Genomic DNA, 19080 nt, shown 5'->3' with positions numbered 1-19080 from the left:
CAGCGGGCGCTTGGTGCTCCCTCTTTGCAGCCACTCGCGAATCCTAGCCTACGATTGTGCCGAATTCCCTGAGGTTCTGCCACCTACATCAGGTCTTGGGATCATGTGGTGGCCGTCCCTGGGCGATCGCCCCAGCCCCGAGCAATGATCAATCAATGACCAATTAATGACCAATCCAGGATCAGCACCGATTCAGCACCGATGTGAATCTGCTGTGGATCTGCCAATTTCAGCGCTCTTGATCCTGCACCACAGCGAGATTCCACAAATTGCCAAAAATTGCCAAAATCGACGCTTATTCAGTGTTTTTGCTGAAAATCTTGAATTCTGCGCCAAGTGATCGATCTTCCTTCCCCAAGACAGACCCGGTAACTTTAATTGAAGACCTCAACTCAACCTTGGGTTCGAGATCACTTCAAAACCACTACGGGGTGAAATCAAAAATATGGCGCTTCTGACTGCATCCGAAATTCAAGACCGTTTGACCGCTCTGCCCAACTGGACGCTAGAGGGAAGCACCATCGTTTGTCGTCGTCGGTTTGCGGACTTCATCACAGCGATCGCCTTTGTTAATCAGCTTGTGGAACCCGCCGAAGCAGCCAACCACCATCCGGATTTGGAAATCAGCTATAACAAAGTGACGATCACCCTCAGCACCCATGACGAAGGGGGCTTGACGGCCAAGGATTTTGATCTGGCTGCCAAGATTGATCAGTTAGGCTAATCAGTTAGGCTAAGAGGATGTTTGAAAAGTATTTCTTGGCACAGGTCAAATAAGAATCGTCGTCGTAAACAAGGGGCTTAAGCCCCTTGTCCCCTACGATTCACCAACGGTGAAATCAGGGTTTCAGGCGATTTGACGACAGGCCCTAAGCCCCTTGTCCCCCACGATCCACCAACGGTGAAATCAGGGTTTCAGGCGATTTGACGACAGGCCCCAAGTACCTTGTCGTTGTCGGTTGGTAAGACCCACAAGGTAGCCATTTAAGCTTTTCAGCCATCCTCTTAAGGATCAACGGAGCAAGGACAAATTGCCGAGGCTAACCCGGCGAGAGGCTGAAGACAGGAGAATTGGGAAAAAATTGTCTGAAATTGCCTATTTCTCCAATTCATCGAATCCTGTTTTGCTGCAATTCTCATGTTTTACTGCAATTCTCATTCTCATGTTTTACTGCAATTCTCATATTGATGATCTGCTGATGATCTGCACTTCACTTCAGACTTGATTGCCAAATCGTTGAGCAGTGCCAGTCCTGTCATTCGTCATTCTTTGATGCATTATTCCTACGATCTTGGTAAGTGTGTTTAACTGCAAGGCTTGACTGCAAGGTTGGATTGCAGATTGATGACCAGTCTCTGAGGGGGTTTTGCATCGTTTTCAACAACTAAGCTTCCCTTCCCACCCTGTTATGCTATCGAGCGAATCGGTGAATTCAGTTTCTATCTGGGGCGAACGGGATTTCTTACAGGAAGCAGCCAGCCAAGCTTCTTTGGTGGAAGAGTTGCTGGCGATCGCCACGGCCCTGTCGGCGGTTAGCGACCTGGATGAATTGTTGGCGCTGATTCTCACCACTTGCCGAGAGCTGACTTGGAGTGATGCGGGCAGTGTCTATTTGATCGATCGCAGTGATGACACGCCCAAGCTGATTTTCAAAGTTGCCCAAAATGCCTCGCAGCCCAATGCCTCGTTTCGGGAATTCGCCATGCCCCTGGCCCGCCGCAGCTTGGCGGGCTATGTGGCGCTCACAGGGAAAAGCCTGAGCATTCCCGATGCTTACTGTTTGCCAGCGGAGGTTCCCTACCAGTTCAATCACAACTTCGATAGCGGCTTTTCCTACCGAACCCGATCAGTGATTGTGGTGCCCATGCAAAACCTCAATGGTGAAACGATCGGGGTGTTGCAGTTGATTAATCGCAAAATCGATCCCCGCGCGATCGTGGATCCCTGGAATGCGATGGAGGTGACCCGTCCCTATACGGAATGGGAAGAGCGCGTGGTGCAGGCCCTGGCTAGTTTGGCGGCCATTTCGATCGAGCGCAGCAATCTACAGGAAAGTATCGAAGCTCTTTTTGAGGGGTTTGTGCGGGCGGCGGTTCAGGCGATCGAGTCTCGAGATCCTTGCACCTCCGGCCATTCGGAGCGGGTGGCCACCTTGGCAGTGCGCCTGTGCGAAGTGGTGAACGAAATCCACACGGGGCCCTTGGCGGCCACCTACTTCACTCCTCGGCAAATTCAAGAAATTCGCTACGCCAGTCTGTTGCACGACTTCGGTAAGGTCTGTGTGCCCGAAGCGGTGTTGGTGAAACAGAAAAAGCTTTATCCCGATCAGCTTGAGGTGATTCGCCACCGGTTTGCCCTGGCTCGGCGGACGCTGGAGCTGGATTGTTTGCAGGTGAAGTACCGCTATTGGGTTGAGCACCCGGAATTGTTAACGGCTTATCAAAGCCGATCGTTGGTTCCTGAGTCTCCGAATGGGGTTTCTAGTCCTGGGGTTTCTAGTCCTGGGGGTTCTAAGCTGGCGGAGTCGAACGGCCATGGGCTAGCGGCCGCCAAGGTACCCCCAGCCATGGCCCCCCAGACCCCTCATAAAACGATGGCCAATGCGGTGGCGGTGAACCCGCTCGATCGTCTGGACTCGGAGTTAACGGCGGCCTTGGATGAGTTGGATCAATATTGGACATTACTCCTAGAAGCCAATGAGCCGCAGGTGCTGGAAGCGGAACCGCTGGCCCAGCTTCAGGAATTGGCGAGTTACACCTATCGCGATGTGGATGGGCAACAAAAACCCCTGGTGACGGCGGCGGAAATTGAGCAGCTCACCGTTCCCCGAGGCACGTTGACCAGTGCGGAACGAAACGCGATTCAGTCCCATGTGACCCACACGTACCAATTTCTGAAGCGCATTCCCTGGACGAGCTATCTGCGTCAAGTGCCAGAAATTGCCTATGGCCACCACGAAAAGCTGGACGGCTCGGGCTACCCCCGGGGACTGCAAGCGGGTGAAATTCCGATTCAAACGCGCATTATGTCGATCGCGGATGTTTACGATGCGTTGACGGCGGCCGATCGCCCCTACAAGCGGGCAATTTCCACCAGTTCTGCCCTCACGATCCTGCGGCAAGAGGCCCAAATTAATCGGCTGGATTCGGTGCTGGTGAGCCTGTTTGAGGAAAAAGCGGTTTACCAGGCGATCGGCCATGCACTTGACCATCAATTGCTCCGGCCCCAGTCGGCGCTAGACGGCCCGTTCTGGAGCTGAAAGTGCAAGTAAACCCGCCCAGCCTGCTCAAAAGATTTTTTAAAACTTTAAAAACTTCGGAAAATCTTGCGATCGCCCGCCTACAAACCGATTGGGATTTTCGGCAGCGGTCACTAATTTTCAGTGGTACTCTATAAAGGTGATATGGAAAAATCGGCCCGAGTCGCCTTGCTGCGATTTTTCAGACCATCTTCCAGACAGGTGTGAGGATAGGAGAGCGTAATGTCAAAGTTGATTTGGAAAGCCCTGCTGGCTAGCCCGGCGATCCTGGGCGCTGCGGTTGTGGCAGCCTCGCCGGCTTCAGCCCAACAAGTTTCTTCAACCACCGTGCCGTCGGTGAGCGCTCTGGAAGCGACTGGCGACGGTTCGACCCTGAGCAACCTCGACCAGCTCAACCAGTATGGCCGCGAGGGCCGTGCTCGCCGCACCAACAGCGCCGAGCAAGTGACCTCCGTGTCGCAACTGTCGGACGTGCAACCCACCGATTGGGCCTTCCAAGCTCTGCAATCGCTGGTTGAGCGCTACGGTTGCATCGCCGGTTATCCCGACGGAACCTACAAGGGCAACCGGGCCATGACTCGCTACGAGTTTGCGGCTGGTTTGAATGCTTGCCTCGATCGAATCCAAGAACTGCTCGTGACCAACGTGGCTGACTACGCCACCAAGGCCGATCTGGAAGTCCTGAAGAAATTGCAGGACATGTTCAAGACCGAGCTGGCTGCCCTGCGCGGTCGCGTAGACACCTTGGAAGGTCGGATTTCTTACCTGGAGAAAACCCAATTCTCCACCACCACCAAGCTGACCGGCGAAGCCATCATGATGCTGGCCGGTGCTACTTCGGCCAACCTGGATGATCTGGGTGATGCCTTCAGTGGCAACAACGGTGACGACAACCAAGTGGTGTTCCAAAACCGTGTTCGCCTGAACTTCAACACCAGCTTCAGCGGCAAAGACCTGTTGATCACCCGCTTGCAAGTGGGTAACTCCAAGGGCTTCAACGGCGTGGCTGGCGAAACCGTGTTGACCAACCAAGTGTTTGGCGACACCGGTAACCAGTTCACCTTGGATACGCTGCAATACCAATTCCCGATCGGGGAAAAGGGCCGCGGCTACCTGATGGCCAACGCAGGCGTGTGGGATGACATCTCCAACACCCTGAACCCCTACTTCGAAGACTACGACGGTGGTCGTGGTTCCCTGTCCACCTTCTCCCAACGCAGCCCCATCTACCGTCTGGGCGGTGGTGCTGGGATCGGCGTGAAGTACGACTTCAGCGAAAACTGGCAACTGTCGGCTGGTTACCTGGCCGGTGAAGCGGCTAACCCCCGCAGTGGCGACGGTGTGGGCGAAGGTGGTCTGTTCGACGGTCAATTCTCGGCCATGGCCCAGTTGACCTACACGAACGATGCCAAAACCTTTGGCTTGGGTCTGACCTATAACTACTCCTACTTTGGCGAAGGCGAGTTCGGCTTTGATAACGCCGGTTTCGTCAGCGGCTTCACGGGCACTCTGGCGGCCAACGTGTTGCCCCAACAGGATGCTGTAACCTCCAACTCGGTTGGTCTGCAAGGTTACTACCAATTCAGCCCCAAGGTGGCTCTGACCGGCTTCGTAGGCTACACGGGTGTTGACTCGAAGGGCGGCCGCTTCGATGATGCCGACATCTGGTACTACGCTTTGGGCTTGGCCCTGCCTGACCTCGGTAAGGAAGGGAACCTGGGTGGCATCTTCGTGGGTGCTCAACCCTACCTGACCAACATCGATGGCGATGATGTGGATACCGATATCCCGCTGCAAGTGGAAGTGTTCTACAAGTACGCGGTTAACGACTGGATCTCGATCACCCCGGGTGTGATCTGGCAGATGAACCCGAACCAAGACAACGACAACGATGATGTCGTGATTGGTACGCTGCGGACGACCTTCGTGTTCTAGAACGCTTTGCGCTGGCGCAACCGCTAGCGCTGTTGAGGCTGATGGTGAGTTTCCCTAAATCTACAATTCTTGATTGGATTTAGGGCGGCTCCCCGGACTATGACGGTGGCTCAGCCTTCTGTTGAATCAGTCATTTCAGCCCCCTTTTAGCCTCACCTGTCACGGGTGGGGCTTTTGCTTTGTCAGCAGGCCGCGGGGAGCGATCCCAGTTCCCACAAATCTTTACAGCCGGGTTCTGGTAGAAGAGTTCGGCGCGATCGCCCCCCTTTGATAGACTAACTGAGCAAGCCCGAACGACTCTGGGGTTTCGTTGGCCAGCACTTGGGAAGGAGATTTTTGTGGAAACTACCCTCGGTTTAGAAATTATTGAGGTCGTCGAACAAGCAGCAATTGCGTCTGCTCGTTGGATGGGCAAAGGTGAAAAGAACACCGCTGACGAAGTGGCTGTGGAAGCCATGCGGGAGCGGATGAATAAGATTCATATGCGCGGCCGCATTGTGATTGGTGAGGGCGAGCGCGATGATGCGCCTATGCTCTACATCGGTGAAGAAGTGGGGATCTGCGCAACGCCCGACGGTGCCCAGAGCTGCAACCCTGACGAGTTGGTAGAAATTGACATTGCTGTTGACCCCTGCGAGGGTACGAACTTGGTGGCCTATGGCCAAAACGGTTCGATGGCGGTGTTGGCGATCGCCGATAAGGGCGGTCTGTTTGCGGCTCCCGACTTCTACATGAAGAAGTTGGCAGCGCCTCCGGCAGCCAAGGGCAAGGTGGACATTAACAAGTCGGCCACCGAAAACCTGAAGATTCTGTCGGAATGTTTGCACCGCTCGATCGAGGAGTTGGTGGTGATCGTGATGGATCGCCCCCGGCACAAGGATCTGATTGCTGAAATCCGGGAAGCCGGTGCGCGCGTTCGGTTGATCAGCGATGGCGACGTGTCGGCCGCTATCTGCTGTGCCTTCTCCGGGACGAACGTCCATGCCCTGATGGGGATTGGGGCAGCTCCTGAGGGTGTGATTTCCGCCGCCGCCATGCGCTGCGTTGATGGTCACTTCCAAGGCCAACTGATTTACGATCCCGAAATCGTGAAGACCGGCCTAATTGGCGAAAGCAAGGAGAAAAACCTGGAGCGCCTGGCCAGCATGGGCATCACCGATCCCGATCGGGTGTACAACGCTGACGAGTTGGCTTCGGGCGAAAACGTCCTCTTCGCCGCCTGCGGGATCACCCCCGGTGTGCTGATGGAAGGCGTGCGCTTCTTTGGCGGTGGTGCGCGGACTCAAAGCTTGGTTATTTCCAGCCAGTCCCGCACGGTGCGCTTTGTGGACACCATTCACCAATTCGGTAAGCCCTCGGTTCTGCAACTGAAGTAAGGGCTGACGGTTTGTAGTGGCTTGCTGAGGTCGCTTTGGCGATCGCGGCAAGCCATTGCCATGTCTACAGGTCTCGCCCTGTCTATGGGTCGATCGCGCCTCAGACTGCCAACAGCAAGTTTTGGTCAGATGCCAATGGCCAAGAGATGGTTAACCGAAAACCAGAAATTGACGTTTTGTTGCATTCACGAAGTCGATCGCCGTTTCGGTAGCCTTAGCCTCAGACCAAACTCCCCCAGCAATCGTTTGATCATGACTCAACCAGGGGGTATAGCTAACCAGCGGTTGGCGATCGCTCCCCCCTTTTCTTAAAATCCCTGGCATAAAATCCCTGAAATTTGGCTAATCCAAACCCAGCTTGGCCCAATCAAGTGTCAAAGTTTCTATAGACCGATCGCCCGACGATTGGTAAATCCGTTAAAGTCGAACTTTCAACGCCGTTTGAGTACGTTTTAGCAAGAGGCCATATGAATATTGCTGTGATCGGACTGAGCCACAAGACGGCTCCGGTTGAAGTGCGCGAAAAATTGAGCATTCCCGAACCACAGGTCGAGGCAGCAATCGCCAGCTTAAGGAGTTGCTCCCATGTGGAAGAAGTGGCGATCCTCAGCACCTGCAACCGACTAGAACTCTATTGCGTTCTGAGTGAGGTCGATCGCGGCGTGCAGGAAGTGGTTGAAATTTTGGCAGAGCGCAGTAAGCTGCCCTTGGAAGCCTTGCGCCACCACCTGTTTGTTCTGTTGCGCCAGGATGCGGTGATGCACCTGATGCGGGTGGCGGCCGGCTTGGATAGCTTGGTGCTTGGTGAAGGTCAGATCCTCTCGCAGGTGAAAAACGCCTATAAACTCGGCCAAGATTACAAGGGAATTGCCCGCATCTTGAATCGGTTGCTGAAACAGGCAATCACCGCCGGTAAGCGCGTCCGCACTGAAACCAGCATCGGCACGGGAGCCGTGTCCATCAGTTCCGCCGCCGTGGAATTGGCGCAACTGAAAGTGCCGGATTTGTCGCCCTGTCGCGTGGCCATTGTTGGGGCCGGCAAAATGTCTCGCCTGCTGGTGCAACATTTGCTGTCCAAGGGCGCAACCCAAATTTCGATCGTCAACCGATCGCTCGAACGGGCAGAAGAACTGGCTCGCCGTTTTCCGGATGCGAAGTTAAATCTGCACCCCCTGCCAAGCATGATGAGCACGATCGCCGCTTCAGACCTCGTGTTCACCAGCACCTCCGCCACGGAACCCATTCTCGATCGCGCCAAGCTGGAAGCCATCTTGCCCGAGCATCGATCGCTGATGCTCTTTGATATTTCCGTGCCCCGAAACATTGCCAGCGATGTGAATGAATTGCCCGGCGTGCAAGCCTTTGACGTGGACGACTTGAAAGAAGTGGTGGCCCAAAACCACGAAAGCCGCCGCAAAATGGCGATCGAAGCCGAAGCCCTGCTTGACGAAGAAGCCGAAGCCTTCGAAGCCTGGTTGCAATCCCTAGACACCGTTTCCACCATCGACAGCCTGCGCCGCAAAGTCGAAACCATCCGCACCCAAGAACTCGAAAAAGCCCTATCTCGCCTGGGGTCAGAATTTGCCGAAAAGCACCAGGAAACGATCGAAGCCCTCACCCGTGGCATCGTCAACAAAATTCTGCACGATCCCATGGTGCAACTGCGGGCCCAGCAAGACATTGAAGCCCGCCAGCAGGCCATGCAAACCCTGCAAGTGCTGTTCAATCTAGAAACCGCCGACAGTGCCGCCTAGGCTGCCGCAGTCGCTGCCAGACCCTTAGAAATGACGGGTGGCTTGAGCAACCGCCCGTCATTCTGAATCGATGGTTTTTGAGACGATTCTTTTTGAGACGATTCAATAACAACGATCACGCTTGCTGCGGTGCGATCGTTGTTATTGAATTGGTTATTGAATTGCTTAGCTCAAGACATTGCTTGGCTAAAGCATTTCGCAACAAGGATACGGGTTGAGGTATTTTTCAAGAACGGCCGTAAGCTGAGGGATGGCGCGATCGCGATGCCTCGCCCAAGTCTTATGTCTATTGAGATCGCTTGAGATGAGGTTGCTTGGGATCGCTAATACAGCCGCCGATGAAATTACCAACAACGATCGCCCACAACTATTTCAATTGCATTGGGTCAGAATTGATCAAATCACTACCCACAAGGTGATAACCCTTTTGGGAAGCCAACTCAACAATTTGTTGAATATTCAAGCTCCGTACCCAACTCATTTCCTCGTGGGTTAGGGTTTGGGATTGCAGGTAATGGATCATAGAAATAAGATCAATACCCAGATCGCTCATAAAGTGCATGATTTTGAAGCTCCTGCAAGATGGCTAGACATAACCTTCGTGTCAGTTATGTTGAGGTGCTTTGAAACGTCAAAAGCGGGTGGCTTGATGGGGTTCCAGGTCGCTCAACAGGGGTTAGAAAATGGCCCGGAGAAAGTTTGGGCAAGGGGTCGCCAAGGGAGATCAAGTCTTGGCGTTGGCATGAGTGGTTGTTAAGAAAAGTAATGCGATTAATTTCAAAGATTGAAAAATTCTAACAAACAACAGCGCCTAAACGCGGAATTTTAGCACCCCCAAAGCAACCGCGACTGATATATTGCGAGTCTTTGAGCATTGCGGTTAATTTCTTTGGAAAAGTTTTGTACTGCTCTTAGGAAAACTTCATCAAGAGTCTGTAAACATATTGTAATTGCCTCGTAAATATTTTGGAAATGCTCAGGCAGTATTCAGAGATTTATTCTCTGGCTGGATACTCAGATCGTGGCTGATTGTGATGGCTAATGGTCTGGATTACCTCAATCTCTGAAGTGCGTGGTTACATGTTCAATTGGGCCACGAGTCGTTTTCGTCATCGGCTGTAATCGCGAGTTGTGACCGATGAACGCTAGGAGCGCCGATCGCTCAGGGGTTTCGCTGGGTGCAGCTTGGTTTAGCCTCTTTGAGCTTTGTGCTGGTTTTTGCGAGTTGAATCGGGTTTGTGCGAATGCGGGAGAGCAATCATGGGGATGTTGGTAGCAGAGGGGCTGCAAAAGTCCTATCAAGTGGCCCTGAAAGCGCCGGGGCTGCAAGGGACGATCGCCCACTTTTGGCGACGACGCTACCGAACGATCGAGGCGGTGAAGTCCGTGTCGTTTTCGATCGCCCCCGGCGAGGTGGTGGGTTTTTTGGGGGCCAATGGGGCCGGCAAAACCACCACATTGAAAATGCTGGCGGGTTTGATTTATCCCTCCGGCGGTCGGGTGCGGGTGGCGGGCCATGAACCCTTTGCCAGAGAGTCGGCGTTCTTACATCAAATTGCCCTGGTCATGGGGCAAAAGCAACAATTAATTTGGGATTTGCCCGCCTGGGATTCGTTGCGGATTAATGGGGCGGTGTATGGCCTGAGCGATCGGGAACTGACCCAGCGGGTGGGCGAGCTGAGCGAACTGTTGGCACTGGAGTCCAAACTGACGCAGCCGGTGCGTAAGCTGTCTTTGGGCGAGCGGATGAAGGCGGAGTTGCTGGCGGCGCTTCTCCATCGGCCGGCGGTGTTGTTTTTGGATGAGCCGACCTTGGGGCTGGATGTGAATGCCCAGGCCAACTTGCGGGATTTCTTGCGGGAATATAACGAGCGCTATGGGGCGACGATTTTGCTTACGTCCCACTACATGGGCGACATCACGGCCCTGTGCGATCGGGTGTTGTTGATCCATGAGGGGTCGTCAATCTATGACGGCAGCCTCTCGGGGTTGGTCGATCGATTCGCGCCCTATCGGGAAGTGCGGTTAGAGTTGGCCCAACCGATGACAACGGCCCAACTTCAGGATTTTGGGGAGGTGGTGGCGATCGAGGGGCGATCGGTGCAACTGCTGGTGCGACGAGAGGTGCTGACCCCAACGATCGCTCGCCTGCTGGAGCAGTTGCCGGTGCAAGACCTGAGCGTGACGGAACCCCCGATCGAAGACATCATTGGTCAGGTGTTTCGCTCAGGCTCGGCGACTGAAGCGCAACCGGATCCAGCTTAGCGGCCGCCAAGTTCAAGGTCGTCAGCCGCTCATAGGCGCGATCAACCGACAGGGCCCCGCGCAAAAATCCCACACTGGCCCCCGGGCAGCAATGGGCCAGGTTGACCGGCGAAAAGCGATCGATCAAGGCCTGAACCGATCGCAATTGGCGGAACCAATGGAAGGTTTTGGCGGTTTTGAGGGGCATCAACTCCCCCTGGGGCGTGGGCAACAGATGACGACCACTAAACAAAATGCCCCCCGCCCGATCGAGCCAAACGCAGGCCGAGCCGGGCGTGTGGCCCGGAGTCCAAATCACGCGCAGTTCTGGACTCAGGGTCACTTCTTCCCGAAACGTGGTTACCGGCAAATTAGGCAGCAGATAGGCCTCCTGTTCTTGCACCACCAATTCGCAGCGGGCGGCCGCGGACTGGGCGGCCGGCTCGCCCTCCTCAAGGGTTGTGGCCGGATTGCTGAAGGCCCGATGCAAGGCCCGCACGGTTTGCAGCGGGCCAAAGGAACTGCGGTGGGTAAAAATCCACCAACGTACTCCCCCATGCTGGGTTAAAAAATCTGCCGTTTCCTCGTGCCAAGGTGGACAATCGATCAGAATATTGCCTGGCAGTTGATGGGCTGGTTGATGAGCTGAAGAATGATCTGAATGATTTGAGTGATCTGATGAATCCGTTGGATCCGTTGGATTCGTCAGATTATGAACCGATTGAGTAGGATCATCAGTCGGTTGCTTGAACCCAGTCGGCTGATGAGCGGATGGAACTGATGAATTTGATGAATTGGCCGGTAGGCCATTATGGTCGGCCGAGTCAGCAGGGTTGATCGAGTTTCCTACAATGAAATAAGCAGTCCCGCCTAACGTGTCGCGGTTGGGCGGAAAGGCATAGATCGAATCGAAAACAGCCTGCGGTGGCTTGGGCATCAGATGATTGTTTGGCTAGTGTTGATCGGCATCGTCGCATATTTTATTGTCCGCCAGAGCGTTAGCGGCATCACACGCGCCTCCGTGTGGGTGTTGTGGTTGGTGATGATGGCTCCGGCCTTGATTTGGACGGCTTGGACGCTGGCCAATGGCCCCGGCCAGCCCGTGCCGCCCTGGTTGGCCCTGCCGCCGTTTATTGCCTGTCCGTTGATTTATGTGTGGTTGGTGCAACAGGGGCGATCGGCCCGGCCCCAACAGCCCACCAATGGGGATTTGGAATCCCCCATTTCGGTGCTCGCGGATCCGAGCAGTCCCGCCGAAGCCCTGGCCCTGGCCCAAGCCCTTGGCTCTGCTAAAATTTCGCCCCGCCTGCTCGATCGCACCGAAGAAGCCAGCCTGCAAGATTGCTTTCCCTGGTCGGTGTTTTACCTCAGCAGCGTGGAACATCGTCCCCAAGCGGCCCTCTGCTATGGGCAATTGCGAGCGGAACCGGCCCTGGCTTACCGGACGGTTTGCGACAAAATTCGCCAAAAGTTTAGCGATCGATTCCTGGTGATTTTCCAAGAAGGGCAAAACGGTAAGCCCTTCTTTGCCCTGGTTCCGAATCCTCAGCGCACGCCCTTGGGCCAGGCCCTGAGCAAAGAACCGCCCCTCTGGAAACAGGTGGTTTGGTCGGTGGGGTTGCTGGGGTTATCGCTGCTGTCCATGACCCTGATGGGGGCGGAGATGCTGCGGAACCCGAAGCTAGATTTGGTGCGAGATTGGGCCTTTATTCAGTCCGGTGCGCCCTACGCGATCGGGTTGTTGTTGGTTTTGGGGGCCCATGAACTGGGGCACTACTGGGCCGCTAAGCACCATCGGGTGTCCGTTTCGTTGCCGCTGTTTATTCCGATTCCGGCCCTGCTGGGAACCTTGGGCGCGTTCACGCCCCTGCGATCGCCCATGCCCCACCGCCGCGCCATGTTTGATGTGGGCTTTTGGGGGGCGATCGGGGGGCTGTTGGTGGCCCTGCCCCTGTTGGTTTGGGGGTTGGCCCACTCCACGGTGGTGAATCCTTTGCCCGGCTCGGGGTTGCTGAATTGGCGCTCGATCGACCCTAGCTACTCCATCGCCCTGACCCTAATTAGCAAAGCCACCCTCGGCGCGGCCCTCACGCCCGGCAAGGCGATCGCCCTCCACCCGATCGCCCTGGCGGGCTACATCGGCCTTTGGTTAGGAGCCTTTCACCTGTTGCCCCTCGGTTCCTTGGATGGGGGGCGCATTGTTCGCGCCATGTTGGGAACCCAAGGAGCCATGCTGGTGGGACACATCACCCGATTTGCTGTGTTGGCCCTGGCCTTGGCTCGCAGCGAATTCCTGGCGCTGGCCCTGTTGGTCTTCTTTTTGCCTGCCATTAGCCAACCGGCCTTGGACGATGTGACCCCGTTGGATGATCGGCGGGATGGATTGGGCTTTTTGGCCTTGGCATTGTTGGTATTGGTGGTGCTGCCTGCGCCGCGTTTGTTGCTGAGTTGGTTGAGCTAAGGGGTTGAGCTAAGGGGTGGCCAGGGTGCTGGATTGGCCACGGGCTGCCACACCCAAGGACTCCCGGATTTAGGACGATCGCCTCCGAAACAATAGCTAGTCACTCGGTCAGAGCCGGGGATCAACATCGACTCGCAATTGACTCGCAACGGGTTCGGAGGCTGTCTACATGAGTTCTTCCCGCAGCAATTTTGGTGAAACGGGCGATCGGGGCCGGGCAGCGGTCTGGGTTCCGGCCCTGGCGGTTCCCTTGGTGGCTCCTCTGGCCTTGGCGGCCAGCCCCGCCCAAGCCGTGACCCGCGCCACAACCCCGGTTCCTTGCCCTGTGACCGAAGCGGGCCAACCCCAGGCCACCTGTGCCAGCTTGGCGGAACCCGAAGCCCCGATCGCCGCCGCCGAGGCCACCGACCGCGCCGATCTGACCTTTGCCACCGCCAACGTCAGCACCGGAGAAGCGATCGGCCTGGAGCGCACCCTTGGGGGCCTCAGTTGGTTGCTGATTGCTTTGGGAACGGCTCCCTTGGCCATGACGGCGGCCCTCTGGTTGGGGCGACGCAAGGTGGTGAATCATTTGGTGCAATCAGTGCGCCACAGCCTGAAGGATTTGGGCGATTTGGAAGCCCGGGTGAAGGTGGCTCGCCATCGGGCCGATCGCAGCCTGCAAGACCTGCAAGACCAGGTGGAACGCACCAAAATCTCGGCCGCCGCGTTGATTCATGAGCTGGAAACCCATGTGGCCGCCGTCAAGGGAACTGCCAACCAGGAACTAACCCAGTTTCAAGAACGGTTGGCCAGCGATCGCCGGGTTTCGCGTCACCAAATTGCGGAACTGGAGAAGGAATTTATTTCAAATATGCAAATTTTGGCGGGTCAAGCCGATCGCCAAAAGGCCTACATCATCCAAGAATTTACGCAAAAAGCGCCTCAAGAATTGCTGGCTTTGATTCAGCCGCAAATTCAGCAGGAATTGCGCACTTTGGTGGAGCAGTTGGTGTCTTTGCAGATGCAACAGATGCCGATGTTGGCTCCCACGGCGTTGCCCGCGAATGCCGATAATATTGCCGATCGGGCTGAACAACTGTTCCGTAACGGTGATCCGGAAGGGGCCTTGGCGGAATATGACAAGGCGATCGAGCAACAGCCGGACTGCTACGCCGCTTGGTGGGGAAAAGGGGTGGTTTTGGAAGCATTGCAGCGCTATCCAGCCGCGATCGCTGCCTACGATCGAGCCGTGCGCCTGAAGCCCGACAGCTACGAAAGTTGGCACAATCGCGGGCTGGTGCTGATGCGGCTGGGCAAATTTGAAGAAGCCGCCACCTCCTACCATCAGGCGATCGCCCTGAATCCCAATCACCCGGAACTGTGGCTGCATCAGGGATTAATCCTCAGTAAGTTGCAGCAAACCGATCAAGCCCTCAAGTCCTATAACCAAGCGATTTCCCTGAATCCCGATAGTCACGAAGCTTGGTATAACCGGGCCAATGCCCTGGCGCGGCTGCAACGGCCCCAAGAGGCCCTGCAAGCCTATGATCGAGCGATCGAGCTAAACGGTCAAAACGCCAGCGCCTGGCACAATCGCGGCATTGTGCTCACCCAGTTGGGCCAGTTTGCCGCCGCCCTCAGCAGCTATGACCAGGCGATCGACCTCGATCGCGCCGACCCGGAAACTTGGTACAGCCGGGGTAATGTGCTGGTGCGGTTAGACTGCTACCCCGAGGCGATCGAGTCCTATAACCAGGCGATCGCCCTCAATCCGCAGCATGAGCGGGCCCAGCGGAACCACAGCCTGCTGAGCGATCGCTTGGCCCAAGAGGCCGCCGCCCTGCAAACTGGTTAGCGCCCCTTTGCCCTGGGCCCGTAAGCCTGCCAAGCCAAATCCACCAGCCCGCCCATGGCCGCGATCGCCACGATCGGGCTGCCCTTGCGACCTTCCACGCAAATGTGGGACACCTGGGCATCGCGCAATCGGGCCTTGGTGGTGTCCACTTCCACAAACCCGGCCGGGGTGGCAATCACCAGGGCCGGGTTAATTTCTTCCGCCTCAATTAGTTCAATCAGTGCCAGCAGGGCCGTTTGCGACTCGCCCACCAAAAAGATGGCCTCCGGGTAACGCCGGGCCAGGGTTTGAATTCCCCAAGCGGCCTTGGTCAGGGCCTGTTGCGGCCGGACGATCGCCTCCGTTGCACAAAACACCGGATTGGCAAAGGTTGCCTGAATGGCAGGGGCAATTCCCACCTGCACCATCGGCACATCCACAATCACCGTTGTCCGCGCCGCCAGGGCCGCCGCGCCTGCACTGAGCGATCGCTCGGAAAAGCTCAGGCAACTGGCATAGTCAAAATCTGCGGTGGCATAGATCACCCGACGCACCATCTCGTATTCTGCTGGTGAACGATCGCCCCGATCGCCCAACTCCCGATCGATCAGAGCCAGGCTCTGTGCGTCCGTGATATGCCACTCCATCATCAACAACTCGTGCCAACTCAGCTTGGGCGGGCCATGGCCCCAACCCTGCTCTAATTTCACCCACCAAAGGCACGGTGGCAACGATCGCGATCGCCCCGATGCTGAATTGGAGCACCGATCGCTAGAAAACTACCGCTAAAAAACGATTGCTAGAAAACTATCGCCAGAAAACGACTGCTAGAAAACGGTTGATTAACCTGTAGCCCCAAAACTGGGTTTCGTTGCCTGATCCTAAGTTTCGGCCTCTGAAGGGGGGCGACCAAAGACCGGCGACAGGAAGGCCACCAACGCCCCGATCGCGAATCCGGCAATGTTGCGCACCAGGGGCAGCCAGTCCGCCGTGCGGGTCACCACCGGGCCAATGCCAAAGGCAATGAACAAAATGCCCCACAGCGGCGACAAAATCAGCGCCCATTGCCAGGAAATCCATTCGCCGGCCTTGCGCGGGTGGGCCGCAAAACCACAAATCACACCGCCCAGCACCGAAGTCACCAGGGTTAGGATCCATTGCTCCTGGGGCAAACCGGGCACAAACTGACAGCCCCCTTGGCGCAGGCAACCCATCACCGATTCCAGGGATTGGACGATCGCCTGATTTTCCCCGTTTTCGCGCACAAAGAACTGGTTACCGTAGCGGGTTTGCAGCTCAATCCAAAAGGTGCGCGGAAAGACGCTATAAAAATCGCCACCCACATTGAAGTTCAGCAAGTTGCCCCCCCGGGAGTCGGCCACCACCAGCAGGGTCTTGTTGTCCACATCCCAAAACCGCTTCACGGCCAGGCCGGGCGTTTGGTCAAATTGGGTCAAAACACGCAATTTCCAGCCGGTTTCCGCCTCGAAGTCCGCCAGGGTTTGGGCGAGTTTTTGCTCTTGGCCACTGGGCAACTGGTTGGCCAAGTCCACAACGGTGGTGAACTCCTTGGGCAGCAGGTCGGGGTTGTCGAAGGCTTGGGCGGGGGCCGGTGCGGCGATCCAAGCGATCGCACAAAGCACCAACGATCCCAGCGTGGCCATCAACCACTGCGACCAGCGGCGGGAAACCAGTTGTGTTGCCTGTTGCATAGGGACGCGCTCCAAAAGCCAGGGCGGAAGGATGGGGGACAAAATCGAATGGGGAAAAGAACTGAAAACCCTTGGTCTGTGGGGCAATCAAGGGGCCGGAGGATGGAAACCGTTGATTAATCGCAACAGTTCTTTACAGTCCATTAATGTAACTCAATGGTAAGGATCAATCCCCACTACAGTCAATTGCCTGGGGCCGATCGCCCCGATCGGGACGGGGCACAGCAACTTCCGGCCATCGCCAATCGGGCATCATAGGGCCAGGCTTGTTCTTGATTGGGTTTGGGTTTGGGTTTGGCTAAATTTCGGCTGGCCCACGGGCCGCGATTGGCCGCTAGATCAACCCGCTGTGTTGCAAGGGGAGTAGGTGCTCGATGTCGTCGGTATGGCAATGGTTTGTGGCCGGTGGGGCGGTGATGGTTCCTTTGGCGGGTTGTGCGATCGCCACGATCGCCCTGGCGGTGGAGCGGGGCCGGTTTTGGTGGCGCTTGGCCCAGGAACAACCGCTCCTAATTCGGGAGGTGCTCGTGTTGTATGGGCGGGAACCCGATACCGATCGCACCCTGCGTTTGTTGCGATCGGCTCCAGAGGATTGGCCGATCGTGCAGATTTTCCTGGCGGCGCTCACGCTCGATCGCCCCACCCCCGAGGAGTTTCGATTAGCCCTTGACAGCGCCGCCCAAGCCCAACTGCCTCAACTCAAGCGGTTTGGTACGGCTTTCGACACGATCGTTGGCATTGCGCCCCTCTTGGGCCTGTTGGGCACGGTGTTGGGCTTGATGGGATCCTTTGCGGCCCTCCGCTGGGACAGCATCGGCTCCACGGGCGGCCCCAATGGCGCGGGTATCGGTTCGGGTCTGAGCGAGGCGTTGGTGTCCACGGCCACGGGCCTGGTGGTGGCGATCGGGGCGTTGCTGGTGGCGAATGTGTTTCGGAGTTTGTATCGGCGGCAGGTGGCGGCGATCGCCCAGCATTGCGGCCAGCTTGAATTGCTCTATCGTCATCATTGGGAAACCAATGGCGGGGTTCCCTTCGATTTAAGTTGACTGAAATGATTTAAGTTGACTGAAATGATTTGAGTTGATTGAAATTGTCTTGAATCGCCGTTGATTGCTGCTGATTTGAGTTGGTTGAAATTGTCTTGAATCGCCGTTGATAGCTGCTGATTACTGTTAATTTCTATTAATTCTCATGCCGCGTCGTCGCACAGCCAATCTCCAACCACGACCCTGTGAACTCTGCCAGGCTCTGTCATTGGTGCGCTATCGAATTCAGGTCGATCGCACCGATCAATGGGTTTTGGCCTGTCCCCGTTGCCAAAAACAGCAAAGCGCCACCAATCCGCACTATCGCTATGGTGGCACTTGGAAGGCTCGTTAATTAGACCTCTTGCGCGGATCAATGTATTAAGCCTGTCGTGCTAGTAGTAGCGTGGCTGCCTTAATCCGTTGGGTTGAATTACATGGCTGTTACCGTCACCTGATCGTTAAGCAGCAAGATGCTCAAGCCCCTTGTTACCACGACTGGCTCCGCAACTTTGACCCAATGCATTAAGCCTGTCGCGCTAGTAAGTTGGGTTGAGGTACAAAACCCAACAACAATAAGGTTCATGCTGATCTGCTGTTCAGAGATTCCAAGCGCAATGGGCACTAATCACAACCTAAACTTTCGCGGGTGCTGACACCGGTTTTTTGATTGATGCCGCTGGCGACTTTGCAAAGTTGGGCCACGTCGTACCGATCGATCAATGCATCGGTGAAGTCGGCTCCCTCGATCGCGGTGTCGGCCAAAATTGAGCGCGTAAAAATTGCCTCACGGGCGATCGCTTGGGTTAAATCCGCCCGTTCCAACACCGCGCGATCGATCAAAGCGCCCGTTAAATCCGCACCTTGCAGGTTGGCTCGCAGCAAGGTGGCTTGGGTGAGGGTGGCATTGCTCAAGTTGGCTCCCGCCAGATTGGCATCGCGCAAATCGGTGGCCAAAAAAGCTGCGCCCACCAAGTTTTCACCGGCAAAATTCTGCCCTTCCTGGTTGGTTTTGCTGTAGTTGCCCATCGCTTGGGCGGGCAAGGCTCCCAACAAAACCCACAACAGGGCCAGCCCCAGCACCAGGATTAATCGTTTGCTGATGTTTTTACCAATGTTTTGACCGATGCTTTGGATTCCCAGGTTTCGGAGATTGATCATGGCCAATTACCGGTTGAGGTCGTCGGAGGTCGCAGTGGAAAATTCCGGTTCGATCGCCCCGCGCCAATCGGGACAAGGATCGGTTCCTGACCAACCAAAGGGGTGAATGCCGCAAATCAGCCTTGCCCGTCGATCGCGGCTGTAACCGTAGGCGATGCCGTGATAGTTTTCGCAGCCCCGACAGACGGCCGGTTGATGGGGGGTGCTGGCTTGGCTAAACCCCAGTTGCGATCGCAGCAAGTAGCGTTGGTTCTGGGCCCGATGCCAACCTTCACAAAATCGCTTCATGCCCTGCGCATTGGCCCGCTGAAACAAATCGCGATCGGCCATGGTCGT

At 56.1% G+C, this 19080-nt stretch carries 15 protein-coding genes; 10 read left to right on the top strand and 5 right to left on the bottom strand.

Going from position 1 to position 19080, the window contains the following annotated elements; all coding sequences use genetic code 11:
* Positions 1–445 precede the first annotated feature (445 nt).
* From ACZA91_RS03725 to ACZA91_RS03700, 6 genes are all read left to right on the top strand, one after another.
* Positions 446–724, top strand: a complete 279-nt coding sequence (locus tag ACZA91_RS03725; RefSeq protein WP_190525784.1) for a 4a-hydroxytetrahydrobiopterin dehydratase — start codon at positions 446–448, stop codon at positions 722–724.
* Between the two features lie 685 nt (positions 725–1409).
* Complete coding sequence (locus ACZA91_RS03720; protein ID WP_463184752.1) at positions 1410–3260, top strand: HD domain-containing phosphohydrolase; 1851 nt, start codon at positions 1410–1412, stop codon at positions 3258–3260.
* A 222-nt stretch (positions 3261–3482) separates the two neighbouring features.
* Positions 3483–5195 (top strand): iron uptake porin, encoded by a 1713-nt coding sequence (locus tag ACZA91_RS03715; RefSeq protein ID WP_463184750.1) that lies wholly within the window; start codon positions 3483–3485, stop codon positions 5193–5195.
* Between the two features lie 338 nt (positions 5196–5533).
* Positions 5534–6571, top strand: coding sequence for a class II fructose-bisphosphatase (glpX, locus tag ACZA91_RS03710; RefSeq protein WP_099531459.1), 1038 nt, complete (start codon positions 5534–5536; stop codon positions 6569–6571).
* 467 nt (positions 6572–7038) lie between these two features.
* A complete protein-coding gene (locus ACZA91_RS03705; RefSeq protein WP_099531458.1) occupies positions 7039–8325 on the top strand; it encodes a glutamyl-tRNA reductase in 1287 nt (428 codons plus the stop codon).
* Between the two features lie 1260 nt (positions 8326–9585).
* Positions 9586–10590: an ABC transporter ATP-binding protein gene (locus ACZA91_RS03700; protein WP_190354153.1), complete on the top strand. Its 1005-nt coding sequence runs from the start codon at positions 9586–9588 to the stop codon at positions 10588–10590.
* Here the strand turns inward: ACZA91_RS03700 and ACZA91_RS03695 are convergent.
* Complete coding sequence (locus ACZA91_RS03695) at positions 10532–11068, bottom strand: MBL fold metallo-hydrolase (protein WP_463184747.1); 537 nt, start codon at positions 11066–11068, stop codon at positions 10532–10534. The genes ACZA91_RS03700 and ACZA91_RS03695 overlap by 59 nt on opposite strands.
* A gap of 441 nt (positions 11069–11509) precedes the next feature.
* On the opposite strand from ACZA91_RS03695, the gene ACZA91_RS03690 reads away from it, so the two are divergent.
* Together ACZA91_RS03690 and ACZA91_RS03685 are read left to right on the top strand one after the other, a co-directional pair.
* Entirely contained in the window at positions 11510–13030 is a 1521-nt protein-coding gene (locus ACZA91_RS03690) for a site-2 protease family protein (protein WP_463184745.1), read from the top strand.
* A gap of 169 nt (positions 13031–13199) precedes the next feature.
* On the top strand, positions 13200–14867 hold the full coding sequence (locus ACZA91_RS03685) for a tetratricopeptide repeat protein (protein WP_463184744.1): 1668 nt from the start codon (positions 13200–13202) through the stop codon (positions 14865–14867).
* Here ACZA91_RS03685 and ACZA91_RS03680 read toward each other — a convergent pair.
* Both ACZA91_RS03680 and ACZA91_RS03675 read right to left on the bottom strand, forming a co-directional pair.
* Positions 14864–15493, bottom strand: a complete 630-nt coding sequence (locus ACZA91_RS03680; RefSeq protein ID WP_190354258.1) for a precorrin-8X methylmutase — start codon at positions 15491–15493, stop codon at positions 14864–14866. The genes ACZA91_RS03685 and ACZA91_RS03680 overlap by 4 nt on opposite strands.
* Before the next feature lie 234 nt (positions 15494–15727).
* Positions 15728–16558 carry a TPM domain-containing protein gene (locus ACZA91_RS03675; protein ID WP_099534634.1) on the bottom strand — a complete coding sequence of 277 codons (831 nt, stop codon included), beginning with the start codon at positions 16556–16558 and terminating at the stop codon, positions 15728–15730.
* A 374-nt stretch (positions 16559–16932) separates the two neighbouring features.
* Here ACZA91_RS03675 and ACZA91_RS03670 point away from each other — a divergent pair, with 374 nt between their 5' ends.
* Positions 16933–17604 carry a MotA/TolQ/ExbB proton channel family protein gene (locus ACZA91_RS03670; RefSeq protein WP_463184742.1) on the top strand — a complete coding sequence of 224 codons (672 nt, stop codon included), beginning with the start codon at positions 16933–16935 and terminating at the stop codon, positions 17602–17604.
* A 145-nt stretch (positions 17605–17749) separates the two neighbouring features.
* Positions 17750–17938 (top strand): hypothetical protein, encoded by a 189-nt coding sequence (locus ACZA91_RS03665; RefSeq protein WP_463184741.1) that lies wholly within the window; start codon positions 17750–17752, stop codon positions 17936–17938.
* A gap of 269 nt (positions 17939–18207) precedes the next feature.
* Here ACZA91_RS03665 and ACZA91_RS03660 read toward each other — a convergent pair whose 3' ends face one another.
* Entirely contained in the window at positions 18208–18744 is a 537-nt protein-coding gene (locus tag ACZA91_RS03660) for a pentapeptide repeat-containing protein (RefSeq protein WP_190534528.1), read from the bottom strand.
* A gap of 6 nt (positions 18745–18750) precedes the next feature.
* A complete protein-coding gene (locus tag ACZA91_RS03655; RefSeq protein ID WP_199309281.1) occupies positions 18751–19074 on the bottom strand; it encodes a hypothetical protein in 324 nt (107 codons plus the stop codon).
* Positions 19075–19080: the final 6 nt, after the last annotated feature.

The organism is Limnothrix sp. CMB-01 (assembly GCF_055193175.1).
Note: the sequence above shows the minus strand (reverse complement) of the source record. Positions and strands in the feature narration are given on the sequence as shown.

What these genes read in the sequence shown, in the direction of transcription:
- ACZA91_RS03665 (WP_463184741.1), top strand. Translation starts at nt 17,750, where the DNA reads ATGCCGCGTCGTCGCACAGCCAATCTCCAACCACGACCCTGTGAACTC.
- ACZA91_RS03720 (WP_463184752.1), top strand. Translation starts at nt 1,410, where the DNA reads ATGCTATCGAGCGAATCGGTGAATTCAGTTTCTATCTGGGGCGAACGG.
- ACZA91_RS03725 (WP_190525784.1), top strand. Translation starts at nt 446, where the DNA reads ATGGCGCTTCTGACTGCATCCGAAATTCAAGACCGTTTGACCGCTCTG.
- ACZA91_RS03700 (WP_190354153.1), top strand. Translation starts at nt 9,586, where the DNA reads ATGGGGATGTTGGTAGCAGAGGGGCTGCAAAAGTCCTATCAAGTGGCC.
- ACZA91_RS03655 (WP_199309281.1), bottom strand. Translation starts at nt 19,074, where the DNA reads ATGGCCGATCGCGATTTGTTTCAGCGGGCCAATGCGCAGGGCATGAAG.
- ACZA91_RS03715 (WP_463184750.1), top strand. Translation starts at nt 3,483, where the DNA reads ATGTCAAAGTTGATTTGGAAAGCCCTGCTGGCTAGCCCGGCGATCCTG.
- ACZA91_RS03690 (WP_463184745.1), top strand. Translation starts at nt 11,510, where the DNA reads ATGATTGTTTGGCTAGTGTTGATCGGCATCGTCGCATATTTTATTGTC.
- ACZA91_RS03675 (WP_099534634.1), bottom strand. Translation starts at nt 16,558, where the DNA reads ATGCAACAGGCAACACAACTGGTTTCCCGCCGCTGGTCGCAGTGGTTG.
- ACZA91_RS03670 (WP_463184742.1), top strand. Translation starts at nt 16,933, where the DNA reads ATGTCGTCGGTATGGCAATGGTTTGTGGCCGGTGGGGCGGTGATGGTT.
- ACZA91_RS03705 (WP_099531458.1), top strand. Translation starts at nt 7,039, where the DNA reads ATGAATATTGCTGTGATCGGACTGAGCCACAAGACGGCTCCGGTTGAA.
- ACZA91_RS03685 (WP_463184744.1), top strand. Translation starts at nt 13,200, where the DNA reads ATGAGTTCTTCCCGCAGCAATTTTGGTGAAACGGGCGATCGGGGCCGG.
- ACZA91_RS03660 (WP_190534528.1), bottom strand. Translation starts at nt 18,744, where the DNA reads ATGATCAATCTCCGAAACCTGGGAATCCAAAGCATCGGTCAAAACATT.
- ACZA91_RS03680 (WP_190354258.1), bottom strand. Translation starts at nt 15,493, where the DNA reads ATGGAGTGGCATATCACGGACGCACAGAGCCTGGCTCTGATCGATCGG.